The sequence below is a fragment of the Enterobacter sp. PL1 genome (genome assembly GCF_945957325.1).
GTDB lineage: Bacteria > Pseudomonadota > Gammaproteobacteria > Enterobacterales > Enterobacteriaceae > Enterobacter > Enterobacter roggenkampii.
Map to the genome: position 1 here is coordinate 1 of NZ_CAMFKT010000027.1, position 17,720 is coordinate 17,720.

Consider the following 17,720-nt stretch of genomic DNA (forward strand, 5'->3'; position numbering starts at 1 on the left):
AGTGACAAGCACAAAATACAAAAAACTTTTCGTTCGCTCACTTTTCAAACTTAACGCTTATTTAAGTCGCGAATCGCCCGTTAAATGTGCGATTTCCCGCGCAAAACTGGCTACCTGCGACCAGTCGGTATAAACCACTTCTTTACGCGTATCGGTTTCTCCCCCCGTCATCTTCATAATTAGACGGATCATAAAGCGGTCATACCAGCGGTAGCGAGGGTAGCGCAGCGCGCCGGCAAAAACGGCGCACAGGTCTGGCTGCCACGGCGAGCTGAGTAAAAACTTGCGCGTGTAGCTGTTGGTCTGTGGCGTGCGCTTCTCCGCTTTACGCGCAACCAGATTGACCGAGTAAAACGCGCCTGGCATTTTGTTGAGTACTGCCGTGTGCTTTTTCACAAAGCGATCCAGCGCCGGATGGAAATGCCCGTAACGAATAGATGCACCAATCACCACGCGGTCGTAATCCTGCCAGGCAATCTGTTCCGCACGGTTCAGGTTCACCACATCCGAGTAAATACCCAACTCTTTTAATTCCGATGCAAGGTATGCGGCAATCTCACGCGTTTGTCCGTCTCGCGTAGAAAAAAGAATCAGTGTTTTCATCAACGGCTCCTTACTCGCGCCAGAATGTAGGGGTGAACAGCACCAGCAGCGTAAAGACCTCAAGACGACCAAACAGCATATTGGCGATGAGGATCCATTTCGCGACCGGGTTCATACTGGCAAAGTTATCCGCCACCACGCCCAGGCCAGGCCCGAGGTTATTCAATGTTGCGACGACGGACGCAAAGGCGGAGAAATCATCCACTCCCGTCGCGATAATCGCCAGCATACTGACGATAAAGACCAGCGCATACGCCGAGAAGAATCCCCACACCGCTTCGAGGATACGTTCCGGCAGCGCGCGGTTCCCCAGCTTAATGCTGTAGACTGCATTGGGGTGGACCAGACGCTTCAGCTCACGGTTGCCCTGCTTGAACAGCAGCAGAATACGGATCACCTTCAGACCACCGCCCGTCGACCCCGCACAGCCGCCGATAAACGCGGAACAGAGCAGAAGCACCGGCAGGAACAGCGGCCAACGGGCGATGCTGTCCGTGGTAAACCCGGCGGTCGTCGCCATCGACACCACCTGGAAGAAGGCCTGGTTTAGCGTGGTCAACGCGGAGTTATAGACATCATGGAACCACAGCACCAGCGTACAGATGATCACCAGCGTCAGCTGGACCCCAATGAACATGCGGAACTCAGGGTCACGCCAGTACACCTTCAGGCTGCGCCCGCTCAGTAAAGAGAAATGCAGGCCGTAGTTACAGCCGGAGATCAGCAGGAAAATGGCGATGATAGTGTTAATCGTTGGGCTGTCGAAATAGCCCACGCTGGCATCGTGGGTGGAGAACCCGCCGATGGCTATCGTCGCAAAACTGTGTCCGATAGCGTCAAACGCAGGCATCCCGGCAAACCATAGCGCCAGCGCACAGGCTACCGTCAGCAAGACATAAATCAGCCACAGGGTTTTCGCCGTCTCGGCAATACGCGGCCGCATCTTGTTATCTTTCAGCGGTCCCGGCATTTCGGCGCGATAGAGCTGCATCCCCCCGACGCCCAGAATCGGCAGGATGGCCACCGCCAGGACGATGATCCCCATACCGCCGAACCACTGCAGCATCTGGCGATAAAAGAGAATCGCGTGCGGCAGCGAATCCAGCCCCACCAGCGTCGTGGCCCCGGTCGTCGTTAAGCCGGAGAAGGATTCAAAGAAGGCATCCGTGATGCTCAGGTTAGGCTGTTCAGAGAAGATAAAGGGCAGCGAACCGACGCTCCCCAGCACCGTCCAGAACAGGACCACAATCAGAAAGCCTTCGCGAGATTTCAGCTCACCTTTCTGACGACGGTTCGGCCACCACAGCAGGGAGCCGATCGCCAGCGCGACAAAGAAGGTCTGGGTAAATGCCCGCCCCGCCCCGTCCCGGTAGATAAGCGCCACCAGTCCAGGGATAATCATCGTCCCGGAAAAGAGTATGACCAGCAGTCCAACGATTCGGGTTATGGCACGAAAATGCATCTCTGCCGCTTCCTTTGGTATTCAAAAGTGAGGTGGGGATTATTCTTCAATCGGCAGCAATTGCAACGAACCACGACTAAAATCAGCCAGTTTTGCTGAAAAAGCAGCCAGTTCCGCCTGAGGAAGCGCCACGCGTAATTGCACCATCGCCTGATATTCACTGTGTGCGATGACACCGTTAAACTGCCTCAGCAGCGCTTCAATACCCGAGAGCTGGGCGTAATCGCATAACAAAGTATATTCGGTGAGAGGCGTTTTGCGGGTGGTCTTCAGGATATTCAGTGCCTGCTGAACGCCGCCGCCATACGCTTTTACCAGCCCACCCGTACCTAACAGGATGCCGCCGTAGTAGCGCACCACCACGGCGGTAATTTCACCCACGCCGCTACCCATCAGCTGCGAGAGCATGGGTTTACCGGCCGTGCCCGCCGGTTCACCGTCATCGGAAAACCCCAGCTGCTGCGAATCGTCCGGCGGCCCTGCTACCCACGCCACGCAGTGGTGACGGGCGTCAGGATGCTCAGCCCGGACGGACTCGACAAACGCTTTTGCCGCCTCTACGCCGTCGGTATGCGCCAGCAGCGTAATAAAGCGGCTTTTCTTGATTTCCTCAACAAAGGTGACCGGTTCAGCCGGTATCAGCCAGCTTTCCATCAGGCCAGCTTCAGGTCTCGCGTCATATTCTCGATACCGTTTTCGTGAATCACCACGTTATCTTCGATACGAATGCCGCCAAACGGCTTCAGCGCGTCAATTTTTGCCCAGTTGAAGTGCTTGCTGAACTGGCCTTCACGCCACGGCGCCAGCAGGGATTCGATAAAGTAGATCCCCGGTTCAATCGTCAACACCATGCGCGGCTCCAGAATACGGGTGCAGCGCAGGTAAGGATATTTAGACGGTGCCGCCAGGTGCGTACCGGTATCATCCTGCATAAAGCCCGCAACGTCGTGCACCTGCAGGCCCAGCGGGTGGCCGATACCGTGCGGCATAAATGGCCCGGTCAGATCGTTCTCGACCATCGCCTCTTCGCTCATGTCTTTCACAATCTGATGCTTACGCAGCAGTTTAGCAATGCGCTGATGGAACTGGATGTGGTAGTCCACATAGCTGGTTCCCGCCTTCATGGTGCCAATCAGCGCCAGCTGTTCATCGTTCACGTCTTTGATCAGCTGTGCAAAATCGGTATCCGCATTTGCCGCCCAGGTACGGGTCAGATCGGCCGCGTAGCCGTTGTACTCGGCCCCTGCGTCCAGCAGGAAGCTGCGCATTTCTGAAGGAACCTGGTGATCCAGTTTGGTGTAGTGCAGGACGGACGCGTGCTCGTTGAGCGCGACAATGTTGCTGTACGGCACGTCGGTATCGCGATGACCGGTGGCGGTCAGGTACGCCTGGTTGATATCGAACTCGCTCATGCCGGACTGGAAGGCTTCATGCGCCGCACGGTGACCGTTTACCGCGGTCTTTTGCGCTTCACGCATGCAGTAAAGTTCGTAGTCAGTTTTATACGCGCGGTAATAGTGGAGGTAATCCAGCACCCCTTTCGGGTTGAGCTTGTCTGCCGCAATATCCAGGCTTAATGCACGCTCCGGAACAGGGCCAATATAAGCGATGTTGCCACGCGCGGCAGGCAGCTGGCCGCCAATGCCGTCCGCTTTTGGCAGCGCAATGACCTCAATTTCCTCCGTCCAGAAAGAGGTCGGCAGCGGCTCAACGTTGTGCCAGTAATCGACCGGCAGGTAGAACCACAGTTTCGGCTTGTTCACACCATCCACCAGCAGCCAGCAGTTGGGAACCTGCGTCACTGGTACCCAGGCCTTAAACTGTGGGTTCACCTTAAACGGATAAGCGTGGTCATCCAGAAAGGTATTCATCAGCTCGCCGGAGTGGATCAGCAGCGCATCCAGCTTAAAGCGGGCCAGTACATCGCGGGTACGTTCCTGTAGGGTAACGATATGATTTTTATAAAGCGAAGCCAGTGAGTCCATCATTATTCCTTTCGTTTTTTGACCTCAAGTCATCGCATCTTAGCACACCTCACTCCGCCTGCGTGATTTCCACCGACCGTGATCAATGCAGCAATTTCTTAATGAGTAATTTGCATTTTATTAACATAAATCCCACACTCCGACTCATCTGGTATGACCAGATCCACTTGCTGGATTCAGGAGACTGACATGCTCTACAAAGGCGACACCCTGTACCTCAACTGGCTGGAAGATGGCATTGCCGAACTCGTGTTCGATGCCCCCGGCTCAGTCAATAAGCTCGATACCGCGACGGTGGCCAGTCTTGGCCAGGCGCTGGATGTTCTGGAAAAACAAACTGAATTAAAAGGGCTGCTGCTGCGCTCGAACAAAGCGGCCTTTATCGTCGGTGCCGATATCACCGAATTCCTTTCGCTCTTCCTGGTGCCGGAAGAACAGCTGAGCCAGTGGCTGCACTTTGCCAATAGCGTCTTTAATCGTCTGGAAGATCTGCCTGTCCCGACCATTTCCGCCGTTAACGGCTACGCGCTGGGCGGCGGCTGTGAGTGCGTGCTGGCGACCGACTACCGCCTGGCGACGCCGGATCTGCGCATCGGCCTGCCGGAAACCAAGCTGGGCATTATGCCGGGCTTTGGCGGCTCCGTCCGTATGCCGCGCATGCTGGGCGCCGACAGCGCGCTGGAGATCATTGCCGCGGGTAAAGACGTCAGCGCAGAACAGGCGCAGAAAATTGGCCTGGTCGACGGCGTTGTAAAACATGAGAAGCTTGTTGAAGGCGCACTCGCCATTCTGCGTCAGGCCATTAACGGCGAGCTCGACTGGAAGGCCAAACGCCAGCCGAAGCTGGAGCCGTTAAAACTCAGCAAGATTGAAGCCACCATGAGCTTCACCATCGCCAAAGGCATGGTGATGCAGACGGCGGGTAAACACTACCCGGCGCCGATCACGGCGGTGAAAACCATTGAAGCGGCTGCCCGTTTCGGGCGCGATGAAGCGCTGAAGCTCGAAAATCAGAGCTTTGTCCCGCTGGCGCACACCAATGAAGCGCGCGCGCTGGTCGGTATCTTCCTCAACGATCAGTTCGTGAAGGGTAAAGCCAAACAGCTGACCAAAAACGTTGAGACGCCAAAACATGCGGCGGTACTCGGCGCGGGCATTATGGGTGGCGGCATCGCCTACCAGTCTGCCTGGAAAGGCGTGCCGGTGGTGATGAAAGACATCAACGAGAAATCCCTGACGCTGGGCATGACCGAAGCGGCCAAGCTGCTGAATAAACAGCTTGAGCGCGGCAAAATTGACGGGCTGAAGCTCGCAGGCGTGATCTCCACCATTCAGCCCGTGCTGGAATACAGCGGTTTCGACCGTGTCGACGTGGTGGTCGAAGCCGTCGTCGAGAATCCGAAAGTGAAAAAAGCAGTGCTGGCGGAAACGGAAGACAAGGTTCGCCCGGATACCGTTCTGGCCTCTAACACCTCCACCATTCCCATCAGCGAACTGGCGAGCGTGCTGAAGCGTCCGGAAAACTTCTGCGGTATGCACTTCTTCAACCCGGTACACCGTATGCCGCTGGTCGAAGTGATCCGCGGGGAAAAAACCTCTGACGACACCATCGCTAAAGTGGTGGCATGGGCCAGCAAGATGGGCAAAACGCCGATCGTCGTTAACGACTGCCCGGGCTTCTTCGTCAACCGCGTGCTGTTCCCTTACTTCGCCGGTTTTAGCCAGCTGCTGCGCGACGGCGCTGACTTCCGCAAAATCGACAAAGTAATGGAAAAACAGTTCGGCTGGCCGATGGGCCCGGCGTATCTGCTGGACGTTGTGGGCATTGATACCGCCCACCACGCCCAGGCGGTGATGGCGGCAGGTTTCCCGCAGCGCATGCAGAAAGACTATCGCGACGCGATTGACGCGCTGTTCGACGCTAACCGCTTCGGTCAGAAAAACGGCCTGGGCTTCTGGCGCTATAAAGAAGACAGCAAAGGCAAACCGAAGAAAGAAGAAGATCCGGCGGTGGATGGCCTGCTGGCCGACGTCAGTCAGCCAAAACGCGACTTCACCGACGATGAAATCATCGCCCGGATGATGATCCCGATGATTAACGAAGTGGTGCGTTGCCTCGAAGAAGGCATTATCGCCAGCCCGGCAGAAGCCGACATGGCGCTGGTGTATGGCCTCGGCTTCCCTCCGTTCCACGGCGGTGCGTTCCGCTGGCTGGACACGCTCGGCAGCGCCCGCTATCTCGATATGGCTCAGCAGTATCAGCACCTCGGCCCGCTGTACGAAGTGCCGGAAGGGCTGCGTAACAAAGCGCGCCATAACGAACCCTACTATCCCGCAGTTGAGCCAGCCCGTCCGGTTGGCGAGCTGAAAACGGCTTAAGGAGTCACAATGGAAAAGGTTGTCATTGTTGATGCGATTCGCACCCCGATGGGCCGTTCAAAAGGCGGCGCGTTCCGTAACGTGCGTGCGGAAGACCTCTCCGCGCACCTGATGCGTAGCCTGCTGGCGCGTAACCCGGCGCTGGATCCGGCTGCGCTGGACGATATCTACTGGGGCTGCGTGCAGCAGACCCTGGAGCAAGGCTTCAACATCGCCCGTAACGCGTCGCTGCTGGCGGAGATCCCGCATTCGGTTCCGGCCGTCACCGTCAACCGCCTGTGCGGTTCGTCAATGCAGGCGCTGCACGACGCGGCGCGTATGATCATGACCGGCGATGCGCAGGCTTGCATGGTGGGCGGCGTCGAGCACATGGGTCACGTGCCGATGAGCCACGGGGTCGACTTCCATCCCGGCATGAGCCGCAACGTGGCGAAAGCTGCGGGGATGATGGGCCTGACCGCCGAGATGCTCTCCCGCCTGCACGGCATCAGCCGCGAAATGCAGGATGCCTTTGCCGCGCGCTCTCACGCTCGCGCCTGGGCCGCCACGCAGTCCGGTGCCTTTAAGAACGAGATCATCCCGACCGGCGGCCACGATGCAGACGGCGTTCTGAAGCAGTTCAGCTACGATGAAGTCATTCGCCCGGAAACCACCGTCGAAGCGCTTTCCAACCTGCGTCCGGCGTTTGACCCCGTCACCGGTACGGTCACGGCAGGGACCTCGTCGGCGTTGTCCGACGGCGCCGCCGCGATGCTGGTGATGAGCGAAAGTCGCGCCCGCGAGCTGGGGTTAACGCCTCGCGCCCGCGTGCGTTCGATGGCGGTCGTGGGCTGCGATCCGTCGATCATGGGCTACGGCCCGGTTCCGGCTTCAAAGCTGGCGCTGAAAAAAGCGGGCTTAACCGCCAGCGACATCGATCTGTTTGAGATGAACGAAGCGTTCGCCGCGCAGATCCTGCCGTGCATTAAAGATCTGGGGCTGATGGAGCAGATCGACGAGAAGATTAACCTCAACGGCGGCGCGATCGCCCTCGGACACCCGCTGGGCTGTTCCGGGGCGCGTATCAGCACGACGCTGATCAACCTGATGGAACGCAAAGATGCCCAGTTTGGTCTGGCAACGATGTGTATCGGTCTGGGTCAGGGTATCGCGACGGTGTTTGAGAGAGTGTAAGGCTATAACGTAGGCCCGATAAGCATCGCGCCATCGGGCTTTTGCCGGGAGGCGCTGCGCTTTCCCGGCCTACGAGAGGTACCTCGCCGCCGGTCGTGTCACTGGCGAAGAGAAACAGTTTAGTTGCCGTTCTTCCCGCCTGTCAGGGGCGGGTTTTTTTATTTAAATGAAGGCAAACGCATCGCCAAACAGGCGGTCTTCACGCGCATCACGTTCGTTACAGAACAGATCGCGGGCGATTTTCGCCATCTCGAAACGCCCTGCAATATAGATGTCATGTCCTGCCAGCGTACCGTGATCCTGCAGCACTGCCGTCAGTACCGTACCGCTACGCCCGCGCCAGCCCTCTTCCGGCTGCTCAACCACCGGCTCAATGCGCAGGTTAGGATGGGTGACGCTCAGCGCTTCGAGTTCGGACAGGTCATACAGGTGCTTCTCTTCGCGGCCGCCCCAGTAGATGGTGATATCACGTTCCGGGTTACGCGCCAGTGCGGTCAACAGAATAGAGCGCACGTAGGAGAAGCCTGTACCACCGGCAATCAGGATCAGCGGACGGTCTTCATCATCGCGCAGCCACGCATCACCGTGCGGAATATCCACCACGATCTCGCGCTCTTTCAGAATGCGGTCCATGACGGCCATCGCATACAGGTTAAGCTCTGACGCACCAATATGAAGCTCAATAAATTCCTGCTCCGCTGGCGTTGAGGCCATAGAGAAAGGACGCTTATCACGCTCATCCATCACGACCATCAGATACTGACCCGCGCGGAAAGAGAATGGCGCTTCTGGCACTAAACGGACGCGATATACGGTGTCGGTGATGGCATCTACCGAGGTCACTTTACAGCTTAAGGTTGTCATTCGCTCTCTCTGTCGGGAAGTCTATAGGGCTTAACGGTCAGTTCAGGGTTTACCGTTATTCATTATGGCCAGTTCGTCCCAGATCGCATCAATGCGCGCGGTCACAGCAGGATCTTTTTTGATCGGGCGACCCCATTCACGATCGGTTTCGCCAGGCCATTTATTTGTGGCATCCAGTCCCATTTTTGAGCCAAGGCCGGAAACCGGCGAGGCAAAATCCAGGTAATCTATCGGCGTGTTTTCGACTAACACCGTATCGCGCGCCGGGTCCATTCGCGTGGTAATAGCCCAGATTACGTCATTCCAGTCGCGGGCGTTAACGTCATCATCGCAGACAATAACAAATTTGGTATACATAAACTGGCGCAGGAAAGACCACACGCCCATCATCACGCGTTTCGCGTGACCAGGATACTGCTTCTTCATCGTGACCACTGCCAGGCGATACGAGCATCCTTCAGGCGGCAGGTAAAAATCAACAATTTCCGGGAACTGCTTTTGCAGGATCGGCACAAACACTTCATTTAGCGCCACGCCCAGTACTGCCGGTTCATCCGGTGGACGCCCGGTATACGTGGAGTGATAAATCGCATCTTCACGCTGCGTAATGTGCGTCACGGTAAACACCGGGAAGTTATCCACTTCGTTGTAATAGCCGGTGTGGTCGCCGTAAGGGCCTTCTGGCGCCAGTTCACCCTGCTCAATGTAACCTTCCAGCACAATTTCTGCACTGGCCGGAACTTCGAGATCGTTTGAGATACACTTCACGACTTCCGTTTTCGTTCCGCGCAGCAGGCCTGCAAAGGCATATTCCGAGAGCGTATCCGGTACGGGCGTGACGGCCCCGAGAATGGTGGCCGGATCGGCGCCGAGCGCGACAGACACCGGGAAACGTTCACCCGGACGCGCAGCACACCACTCCTGGAAATCGAGCGCGCCGCCGCGATGCGACAGCCAGCGCATGATGAGCTTATTCTTGCCAATCAACTGCTGGCGGTAAATACCAAGATTCTGGCGCTCTTTGTGCGGACCGCGCGTGACGGTCAGTCCCCAGGTGATCAGCGGCGCGGCATCTTCCGGCCAGCACTGCATGATAGGGATTTTAGTCAAATCAACCGCATCGCCTTCCAGCACCTTCTGCTGGCAGGGCGCGCCGCGCAGGCGTTTGGTGGGCATGTTTAGCACCTGCTTAAACTGCGGCAGCTTGTCGAACAGATCGCGGAAGCCTTTCGGCGGCTCCGGCTCTTTCAGGAAGGCCAGCAGCTTACCGACTTCGCGCAGGGCCGTGACGTCTTCCTGCCCCATCCCCAGTGCGACGCGACGCGGTGTACCAAACAGGTTGCACAGCACCGGCATGGCGTACCCTTTCGGATTTTCAAACAGTAATGCGGGGCCACCGGCACGCAGGGTGCGGTCAGCAATTTCTGTCATCTCCAGATAAGGATCGACAGGAAGGGTAATACGTTTGAGTTCACCCTGCTTTTCCAGCAGCGTCAGGAAGTCGCGGAGATCGTGGTATTTCATGCAGTTAATCATGGCCTCTCTGTAAGCGCTTCATTATACGGCGTAAGACTGCTTGATGCTGTAATTTTGTTAAATTAGCGTGAAGTTATGCGTTCTGTCCCATTTTCGCCCATTATAATCAACTTAGCGATCCCGCCAGGGTTTTGATATGCTTGCGCCCCGAACTAAGGGAAAGAGTGATTATGCAGGCCTGGTATTTACTGTATTGCAAACGCGGGCAACTTCAGCGCGCGCAGGAACATCTTGAACGTCAGTCAGTTAATTGCCTGACGCCCGTGATCACGCTTGAAAAAATGCAGCGCGGGAAGCGCACAACCGTTAGCGAGCCGTTGTTCCCAAACTACCTGTTCGTGGAGTTTGATCCGGAGGTCATCCACACCACCACCATCAGCGCCACGCGCGGCGTCAGCCATTTTGTTCGCTTTGGCGCCCACCCCGCGACGGTTCCCCCATCGGTCATCCACCAGCTGTCGATTTATCAGCAGCCCGAAGACCTTACCGACCCGGAAACGCCCTACACGGGCGATAGCGTCGTGATTACCGAAGGGGCTTTCGAAGGCCTTCAGGCGATTTTTGCCGAGCCGGACGGAGAAGCGCGCTCTATGCTGTTGCTTAATCTGCTGAACAAGCAGGTGCTGCAGAGCGTTAAAAACACCGACTTCCGCAAACTTTAAACGTTTATCCCAAACAGATTACGCACGTTGTCATCCGTCTGTGCGGAAAGCCAGTGCGGATCCTCTCCGCGCCACGTCGCGACGCGCTCAACTATGTGCCCCAGATAAGCGGGCTCATTGCGTCGCGATGCCGGTTTGGGTTGCATATCGCGCGGGAGCAGATAGGGCGCATCCGTTTCAAGGAGCAACCGGTCAGCCGGGATCGCGGGTAGCAGCTCCCGAAGCTCAAGCCCGCGGCGCTCATCGCAAACCCAGCCGGTAATCCCCAGATAAAGCCCGCGCTCCAGGCACTCCAGCGCCTCCTGCCGTGAGCCGGTAAAACAGTGCAGCACCGCGCCGGGCAGTTTCTCGAGCCACGGATCCAGCAGAGTCAGGAAACGCTCATGCGCGTCGCGGCAGTGCATAAATACGGGCATTTCAAGCTCTGCCGCCACCGCAAGCTGAGCAGTGAACGCCTTTTCCTGCTCTTCAGGCGTGGAAAAGTTACGGTTGAAATCGAGGCCGCATTCGCCAATCGCTACCACTTCTGGTGTCTTCGCCAGCCTGCGCAGGGTTTCCCCGCTTTCCGGGGTCCACTGGCTGCTGTCGTGAGGATGCACGCCAGCGGTAGACCAACAGCGTTCATAGCGTTGCGCCAGCTGCTGCGCCTGCTCGCTCTCATGCAGGTTGGTGCCCGTCAGCAGCAGTCCTTTCACCCCGGCGGCAAACGCGCGCGCAACCACCTCATCGCGATCTTTCGCAAACTGCGAGCTGGTCAGGTTGAGTCCGATATCAAACATGCGAATCCCCATATAACAACCGCCCTGACGGGCGGCTGGTTTTACTCTTCAGTGGTCTTATCGGACGTATCGTCTTCGTCATCCGACCGACGCCCTTTACCCACGTAGAACCGTGAGAAGAAGACGCCGACCTCAAACAGGCAGTACATCGGTATGGCCAGCAGCGTCTGGGAGAATACATCCGGCGGGGTCAACAGCATGCCGACAACGAAGGCGCCGACCAGGATATACGGACGCTTCTTACGCAGGTCATCCGGTGTGGTTACCCCTACCCAGCAGAGCAGCACAATGGCCACCGGCACTTCGAATGCCACCCCAAACGCCATAAACAGCGCCATCACAAAGCTAAGATAGCTGGCGATATCCGTCGACACCTGGACGCCTTCCGGCGCGGTATGCGTCAGGAAGCCGAAGGCCAGCGGGAAGACAACGAAATAGGCAAACGCCATGCCGATATAGAACAGCAGCGAACTGGATACCAGCAGCGGAATGACCAGCTTGCGTTCGTGCTTATACAGTGCCGGCGCCACAAAGGCCCACACCTGGTACAGAATGACGGGCGCAGAGGCAATCAACGACACCCAAAAGGTCAACTTGATGGGGGTAAAGAACGGAGAAGCAACGTCTGTTGCAATCATCGTTGCGCCCAGCGGCATTTGCTTGATCAGCGGCGCAGAAACCACCTGGTAGATATCGTTGGCGAAATAGACCAGGCATAGAAAAATAACGAGAACCGCAATAATGCAGTTTAACAGACGCTTACGCAGCTCTATGAGGTGCGTAATCAGCGGTTGAGTATCATCTACAGCCATGTTTACGCTTTATCACTCGACGAGGGGGATGATTCGGAAACGGGCGCGGCGGGCTTTGCCTCGGCAGCGTTAACCACGGGCTTTTCCGGCTGCACCTGTTTTTTCACTTTGGTTTCCTGCGGCGTCTGTTCAGGCGCAGCAGCCTGATGTTCAGCGCTGGCAGGCGTGACGCCCTCACGCTGTTCTTCGCTGCCCTTCACCACCGGGTTATGGATGGTGTTCGCTTCGTCGCTCGCTTTTTCAGGATCGTTGATGCTATAGGAGCGCTTCATGGATTCCGCCGCTTCGCGCAGCTCATCCATTGACGCTTTCAGTTCCGGCGTCAGGTTATCCATGCTCGCCTTCTCAACCTTTTTCAGGCTTTCCTGAAATTCCTGCAGCTTAAGCTCCTGGGCCAGTTCATTCTGAACGGTCGATGCCAGCGATCTCAGCGCACGAACCCAGCCCGCAACGGTTTTCACCGCCACCGGCAGACGCTGAGGCCCCAGCACGATCAGGCCAATCACAAAGACCAGCAGGAGCTCACTAAAACCAATGTCGAACACGACTTACACCTGCTCTTTATCGTGGCGTTTAGCGTCTTCCTTTTTGGCTTCTTCTTGCTTGTCGGTGATGGATTTAGCAGTAAAGTCAGCGTCCTGGCTGGTTTTATCCTGCTTGCTCTCATCATCGCTCATCGCTTTTTTGAAGCCTTTGATAGACGCGCCCAGATCGGAACCAATAGAACCGAGCTTTTTGGTGCCAAACAGCAGCACGACGATGACGGCAATGATCAACAATTGCCAGATACTGATACCACCCATACATGTTCCTCAGGGATAGATGATTAATAAGTCAGGTCGCATTATACGTATGCGACCTGTCGATAGCGACGCAAACTCAGCGCGTTTTTCGCCATCCGGCAAGCCAGACAACCACCCCGGCGGCCATCAGCCAGGCGGGCATCATCTGCCACTCCGGGCGGTTGATCAGCAGCAGCGTGCCGCTCAGCAGCAGCGTTGCGCCAATCCCAAAGAGATAGCGTGACTGGCCCTGGCGAACACGGCTGGACTGAAGTTCGCGAGCGATTTTATCCATGCTGTGCTGAAGGTTCTTGCTCTGACGCAAACTGTCATAAACCAGTTCAGGAATTTCAGGCATTTTTTCTATCCAGAACGGGCCTTTTTCTTTCAGCGAGCGCACCAGCGCCGGAATGCCAACCTGATCCTTGATCCAGGATTCCAGGAAGGGTTTCGCGGTCTTCCACAAGTCTAACTGAGGATAGAGCTGTCGGCCTACACCCTCAACGTAAAGTAGTGTTTTCTGAAGTAAAACTAGCTGTGGCTGAACTTCCATATTAAAGCGGCGAGCCGTGTTGAACAGGTTCAACAGCACATGTCCGAAGGAGATTTCCGCCAGCGGTTTTTCAAAAATCGGTTCGCAAACGGTCCGGATCGCAAACTCGAACTCTTCGACGTTGGTGTCCGGCGGCACCCAGCCGGAATCGACGTGCAGCTCGGCCACCTTACGGTAGTCGCGGTTGAAGAACGCGATGAAGTTCTCGGCCAGATACCGTTTATCTTCTTTATTCAGCGACCCCACAATCCCGCAGTCGATACCGATATACTTCGGATCCTCAGGGTGCTCGTAGCTCACGAAGATATTGCCCGGGTGCATGTCCGCATGGAAAAAGCTGTCGCGGAACACCTGGGTGAAGAAGACCTGCACGCCACGCTCGGCCAACAGCTTCATGTTCGTTCCCTGCTTCTCCAGGGCCACCACATCCGAAACCGGAATACCGTAGATACGCTCCATCACCATCATGTTCTGGCTGCAGTAGTCAGAATAGACTTCAGGGACATAAAGCATCGGGCTGTTTTCAAAGTTGCGACGCAGCTGAATAGCGTTTGCCGATTCGCGCAGCAGGTTAAGCTCATCAATCAGCGTTTTTTCATATTCCCGCACCACTTCCATCGGGCGCAGTCGGCGGCCATCAGGTAATAAACGCGGAACCCAACGGGCCAGACGGTAAATCAGCTTCATGTCGGCTTTAATGATCGGCAGAATATCCGGGCGGATCACCTTAATTACCACCTCTTTGCCGTTTTCTTTCAGACGCGCAGTGTGCACCTGAGCAATAGAAGCCGACGCCAGCGGTTCTATTTCGAAATCGTCAAACCAGGTTTCAACGGGAAGATTACCCATCGCCTCTTCGATCTGTTTCTTCGCCCTCACCCCGTCAAACGGGGCAACACGGTCCTGCAGCATCGCCAGTTCATCGGCAATGTGCGGCGGAAAGAGATCGCGGCGGGTCGACAGCATCTGCCCGAACTTAATCCATACCGGGCCAAGCTCCTGCAGCGCCAGGCGCAGGCGTTCGCCCAGCGGCTGACCTTTATGGCGGTTAGGCATCCAGAACAGCATCCGCCGCCAGATACGAAGCGGCAGCGTGATACGCATTTTAGGGATAAGCTCGTCGAGCCCGTAGCTCAAAAAGGTACGAATAATGAAGTAGAGGCGCCGAATTTCACCAGGCGTCATTTGCCCTCCAGTTTTTCCAGCCGTTTGGTTAACGCATCAACCGCACGTTCAACAGCAGCGGTTTCTTCCGCAAACCATGCCACTTCCAGCGGTCCGGGGGCCATTCGCCACTCTTCAGTCAGTACTTCCGCCGCATAGCGTTGCTGACGTAGCAGGCTTTTACGCGCAAAGGACGCGCCACCATGAAGAACCTTCCCGATGCCTTCCGCGGCAATGTCACCGATAAACGGCGCGAGCAGCTCTGCCGGATCAAACTCCGCCAGATCGGTAAGCGCAACGAAGTTCTGCACGACCTGAATGTCGCCTTCCACTTCCAGCTCACCGCTGCGGATAAGTGCCGTTAATTGCTGGCGATCGCGCAGTTTTGGCAGCACGCTCATGTGCGTGATGACCGAGCAGTCGGCGTCACCTTCCCACGCCCCCAGAACGTCAAGCTGGCGTTCGCTGAAGACCAGCACAAGCGGCGTCGAGAACTCTTTTAAAACAATGCGTAATACCTTCCCGTTTAGCCGCTGACGCGCAGCTTTCAGCGCTGGCGCACGATAGAGAAAGGCATTCAGTACGTTTTCGATACCTGCGGAGACTAAGGGTTTAAAGGGCACGGGACACCTCCACTCAGAACTTGTAACCGCGATGCAGCGCGACGACACCCGCCGTCAGGTTGAAATATTCAACGTTCTCGAATTCAGCATCCTGCATCATGGCTTTTAAGGTGTCTTGGTCCGGGTGCATACGGATAGATTCCGCCAGATAGCGATAGCTTTCCGCGTCGTTAGCCACCAGCTCACCGATGCGCGGCAGCACGTGGAAGGAATAGGCGTCGTAAGCTTTGCTCAGCGGCTCGATAATCGGTTTGGAGAATTCGAGCACCAGCAGGCGTCCACCCGGCTTCAGCACGCGATACATGGAGCGCAGCGCTTTTTCTTTATCGGTCACGTTACGCAGACCGAAGGAGATCGTGATGCAGTCAAAGGTATTATCCGGGAACGGCAGCGCTTCGGCATTTGCCTGCACATATTCCACATTCCCCACCACGCCGATGTTACGCAGCTTTTCGCGGCCCATTTTGAGCATGGAGTCATTAATATCGGCGAGGACAACGCGCCCGGTTTCGCCCACCAGACGAGAGAATTTCGCGGTTAAATCGCCCGTACCACCGGCTAAATCCAGCACTGTTTGTCCACGACGCACGCCGCTACAGTCGATAGTGAAGCGCTTCCACAAGCGATGAATGCCGAACGACATCAGGTCATTCATCACATCGTACTTCGCCGCCACGGAATGAAATACGTGGGCCACCATGTCAGCTTTCTGCGCTTTGGCGACAGTCTGAAAGCCAAAGTGCGTTGTGTCTTGTGAATCGTCAACCATCTCAGAGCCTGCTTATCAGTAAAATGTTCGTGAAGTGTAACAGATTGGGCGCAATTGCCCTACGTTTCAACCACCGCGAAAGAAACGCGCCGGAGTCTCGTCTGGTGATAAATCCACCGCTAACGTGTTGTCTTCACTGTTTGTCTTTTGTTCGTCCGCCCCTTCACGCAGGCGAAACTCGTCGTCCTGGGCGGTAGCCTGTTCAACCAATTCCGGATTAATCTCGCGTTTCACCTCAACCCCCAGGCTGCGGAATGATTCGGCCTGCGCCAGAAGATTGCCACGTCCTGAGGCGAGTTTTTTCATCGCCTGACGGTAGTTATCCTGCGCGCGGTCCAGGCTCTGCCCGACTGAGGACATGTCGTCCACGAAGAGGCGCATTTTGTCGTACAGCTTGCTGGCGCGGTCGGCAATCTGCTGCGCGTTGCGGCTCTGGTGCTCGTAGCGCCACAGGTTCGCAATCGTGCGTAAGGCCACCAGCAGCGTGGTGGGGCTGACCAGCATAATATTATTTTTGAGCGCTTCGGTGATGAGTTCAGGCTGCCTGTCGAGTGCCAGCAGAAACGCGGGCTCTACCGGAATAAACATCAGGACATAGTCCAGCGAGCGCAGCCCCGGTAGCTGCTGATAGTCTTTCCTGCCGAGCAGGCGAATATGATTGCGTACCGAGGCAATGTGCTCCTGCAGCGCCGATTCTCGGGTGTAGTCATCTTCCGCATTGAAGTAACGCTCATACGCCACCAGCGTCATTTTGGCGTCAATCACCACATCTTTGCCCTGCGGCAGCCGCACAATCACATCCGGCTGCATTCGCGAGCGGGCATCGTTTTCGATACTCACCTGGGTTTCGTATTCATACCCTTCCCGCAGGCCAGAGGCTTCCAGGACGCGGGTCAGCACCACTTCTCCCCAGTTGCCCTGGGTTTTGTTATCCCCTTTAAGCGCGCGGGTGAGGTTGACCGCCTCCTGCGCCATCTGGGCATTCAGCTGCTGGAGATTGCGGATTTCATGCGCCAGGGTGTGCCGCTCTCGGGCTTCCTGACCAAAGCTGTCCTGTACCTGGCGGCGGAAGCCGTCCAGCTGTTCACGCAGGGGCGTCAGCAGGCTGTTCAGGCTCTGGCGGTTCTGCTCGTCAACGCGGCGGTTGCTGTGCTCAAAAATACGGTTCGCGAGGTTTTCAAACTGTTCGCTGAGGCGCTGCTCGCTGTTGATCATCTGGCGGATTTTATCTTCCGCATGCAGTTGAGTGGATTCCAGACGGGTAGTCACTTCGCGGAGATCGGCCTCCAGCGAGGTGTTGATATCTCTCAGGTTGCGCAGCTCGTTGTTGAGTAACTCGCACTCCTCTCGCCAGTGATCACTCAGCGCAAGCTGCTGCTTTGCCGCGCTTAATTCGGCGACGATCTCTTCGCGTTCAGCCAGTTGATCGGCCTTCTGCTGTGCATGCTGATAGCTGGAAATGAGCCAGCCTATCGCCACGCCCGCCAGCGCAATCACCGCATAAATCAGGACTGAGATATCCACAATGCCCCCTGCATCAACGTATTACCCGCACAAAATAAGATTGTGCTGTA

The 17,720-nt window shown here is 56.4% G+C and carries 17 protein-coding genes; 3 read left to right on the forward strand and 14 right to left on the reverse strand.

What is annotated here, in order from left to right:
- Positions 1 to 57: 57 nt before the first annotated feature.
- The 4 genes from hemG to pepQ are packed head-to-tail and all read right to left on the reverse strand — an operon-like array spanning position 58 to position 4,050.
- Complete coding sequence (gene hemG, locus N6P30_RS20075; RefSeq protein ID WP_008501510.1) at positions 58 to 603, reverse strand: menaquinone-dependent protoporphyrinogen IX dehydrogenase; 546 nt, start codon at positions 601 to 603, stop codon at positions 58 to 60.
- 10 nt (positions 604 to 613) lie between these two features.
- A complete protein-coding gene (gene trkH / locus N6P30_RS20080; protein WP_008501511.1) occupies positions 614 to 2,065 on the reverse strand; it encodes a Trk system potassium transporter TrkH in 1,452 nt (483 codons plus the stop codon).
- A 39-nt stretch (positions 2,066 to 2,104) separates the two neighbouring features.
- Positions 2,105 to 2,719 (reverse strand): IMPACT family protein, encoded by a 615-nt coding sequence (locus tag N6P30_RS20085; protein WP_008501512.1) that lies wholly within the window; start codon positions 2,717 to 2,719, stop codon positions 2,105 to 2,107.
- Positions 2,719 to 4,050 (reverse strand): Xaa-Pro dipeptidase, encoded by a 1,332-nt coding sequence (gene pepQ / locus N6P30_RS20090; protein ID WP_008501513.1) that lies wholly within the window; start codon positions 4,048 to 4,050, stop codon positions 2,719 to 2,721. Before pepQ ends, N6P30_RS20085 begins: the two co-directional genes overlap by 1 nt.
- Before the next feature lie 189 nt (positions 4,051 to 4,239).
- Between pepQ and fadB the strand changes: the two genes are divergently transcribed.
- A complete protein-coding gene (fadB, locus tag N6P30_RS20095) occupies positions 4,240 to 6,429 on the forward strand; it encodes a fatty acid oxidation complex subunit alpha FadB (protein ID WP_023293556.1) in 2,190 nt (729 codons plus the stop codon).
- A gap of 9 nt (positions 6,430 to 6,438) precedes the next feature.
- Complete coding sequence (gene fadA, locus N6P30_RS20100) at positions 6,439 to 7,602, forward strand: acetyl-CoA C-acyltransferase FadA (protein ID WP_023293557.1); 1,164 nt, start codon at positions 6,439 to 6,441, stop codon at positions 7,600 to 7,602.
- 162 nt (positions 7,603 to 7,764) lie between these two features.
- Here the strand turns inward: fadA and fre are convergent, their stop codons facing one another.
- Together fre and ubiD are read right to left on the reverse strand one after the other, a co-directional pair.
- The gene (gene fre, locus N6P30_RS20105) at positions 7,765 to 8,466 is read right to left on the reverse strand and encodes an NAD(P)H-flavin reductase (protein ID WP_023293558.1); all 702 of its coding nucleotides are present in this window, start codon (positions 8,464 to 8,466) and stop codon (positions 7,765 to 7,767) included.
- Between the two features lie 42 nt (positions 8,467 to 8,508).
- A complete protein-coding gene (gene ubiD, locus N6P30_RS20110; RefSeq protein ID WP_008501517.1) occupies positions 8,509 to 10,002 on the reverse strand; it encodes a 4-hydroxy-3-polyprenylbenzoate decarboxylase in 1,494 nt (497 codons plus the stop codon).
- 170 nt (positions 10,003 to 10,172) lie between these two features.
- On the opposite strand from ubiD, the gene rfaH reads away from it, so the two are divergent.
- Positions 10,173 to 10,664 (forward strand): transcription/translation regulatory transformer protein RfaH, encoded by a 492-nt coding sequence (gene rfaH / locus N6P30_RS20115; protein WP_021242861.1) that lies wholly within the window; start codon positions 10,173 to 10,175, stop codon positions 10,662 to 10,664.
- On the opposite strand, the gene tatD is transcribed toward rfaH, so the two are convergent.
- From tatD to rmuC, 8 genes are all read right to left on the reverse strand, one after another.
- Entirely contained in the window at positions 10,661 to 11,443 is a 783-nt protein-coding gene (gene tatD / locus N6P30_RS20120) for a 3'-5' ssDNA/RNA exonuclease TatD (RefSeq protein ID WP_023293559.1), read from the reverse strand. The two genes, rfaH and tatD, sit on opposite strands and share 4 nt — an antisense overlap.
- Before the next feature lie 41 nt (positions 11,444 to 11,484).
- Positions 11,485 to 12,255: a Sec-independent protein translocase subunit TatC gene (gene tatC, locus N6P30_RS20125; protein ID WP_008501520.1), complete on the reverse strand. Its 771-nt coding sequence runs from the start codon at positions 12,253 to 12,255 to the stop codon at positions 11,485 to 11,487.
- 2 nt (positions 12,256 to 12,257) lie between these two features.
- Positions 12,258 to 12,800, reverse strand: coding sequence for a Sec-independent protein translocase protein TatB (tatB, locus tag N6P30_RS20130; RefSeq protein WP_023293560.1), 543 nt, complete (start codon positions 12,798 to 12,800; stop codon positions 12,258 to 12,260).
- A 3-nt stretch (positions 12,801 to 12,803) separates the two neighbouring features.
- Entirely contained in the window at positions 12,804 to 13,058 is a 255-nt protein-coding gene (gene tatA, locus N6P30_RS20135) for a Sec-independent protein translocase subunit TatA (RefSeq protein WP_008501522.1), read from the reverse strand.
- Positions 13,059 to 13,134: 76 nt separating this feature from the next.
- The gene (gene ubiB, locus N6P30_RS20140) at positions 13,135 to 14,775 is read right to left on the reverse strand and encodes a ubiquinone biosynthesis regulatory protein kinase UbiB (protein ID WP_008501523.1); all 1,641 of its coding nucleotides are present in this window, start codon (positions 14,773 to 14,775) and stop codon (positions 13,135 to 13,137) included.
- The gene (gene ubiJ / locus N6P30_RS20145) at positions 14,772 to 15,377 is read right to left on the reverse strand and encodes a ubiquinone biosynthesis protein UbiJ (protein WP_008501524.1); all 606 of its coding nucleotides are present in this window, start codon (positions 15,375 to 15,377) and stop codon (positions 14,772 to 14,774) included. The genes ubiB and ubiJ overlap by 4 nt, the downstream gene beginning before the upstream one ends.
- A 13-nt stretch (positions 15,378 to 15,390) precedes the next feature.
- The gene (gene ubiE / locus N6P30_RS20150; RefSeq protein WP_008501525.1) at positions 15,391 to 16,146 is read right to left on the reverse strand and encodes a bifunctional demethylmenaquinone methyltransferase/2-methoxy-6-polyprenyl-1,4-benzoquinol methylase UbiE; all 756 of its coding nucleotides are present in this window, start codon (positions 16,144 to 16,146) and stop codon (positions 15,391 to 15,393) included.
- 66 nt (positions 16,147 to 16,212) lie between these two features.
- On the reverse strand, positions 16,213 to 17,670 hold the full coding sequence (gene rmuC, locus N6P30_RS20155; RefSeq protein WP_021242858.1) for a DNA recombination protein RmuC: 1,458 nt from the start codon (positions 17,668 to 17,670) through the stop codon (positions 16,213 to 16,215).
- Between the last annotated feature and the right edge of the window lie 50 nt (positions 17,671 to 17,720).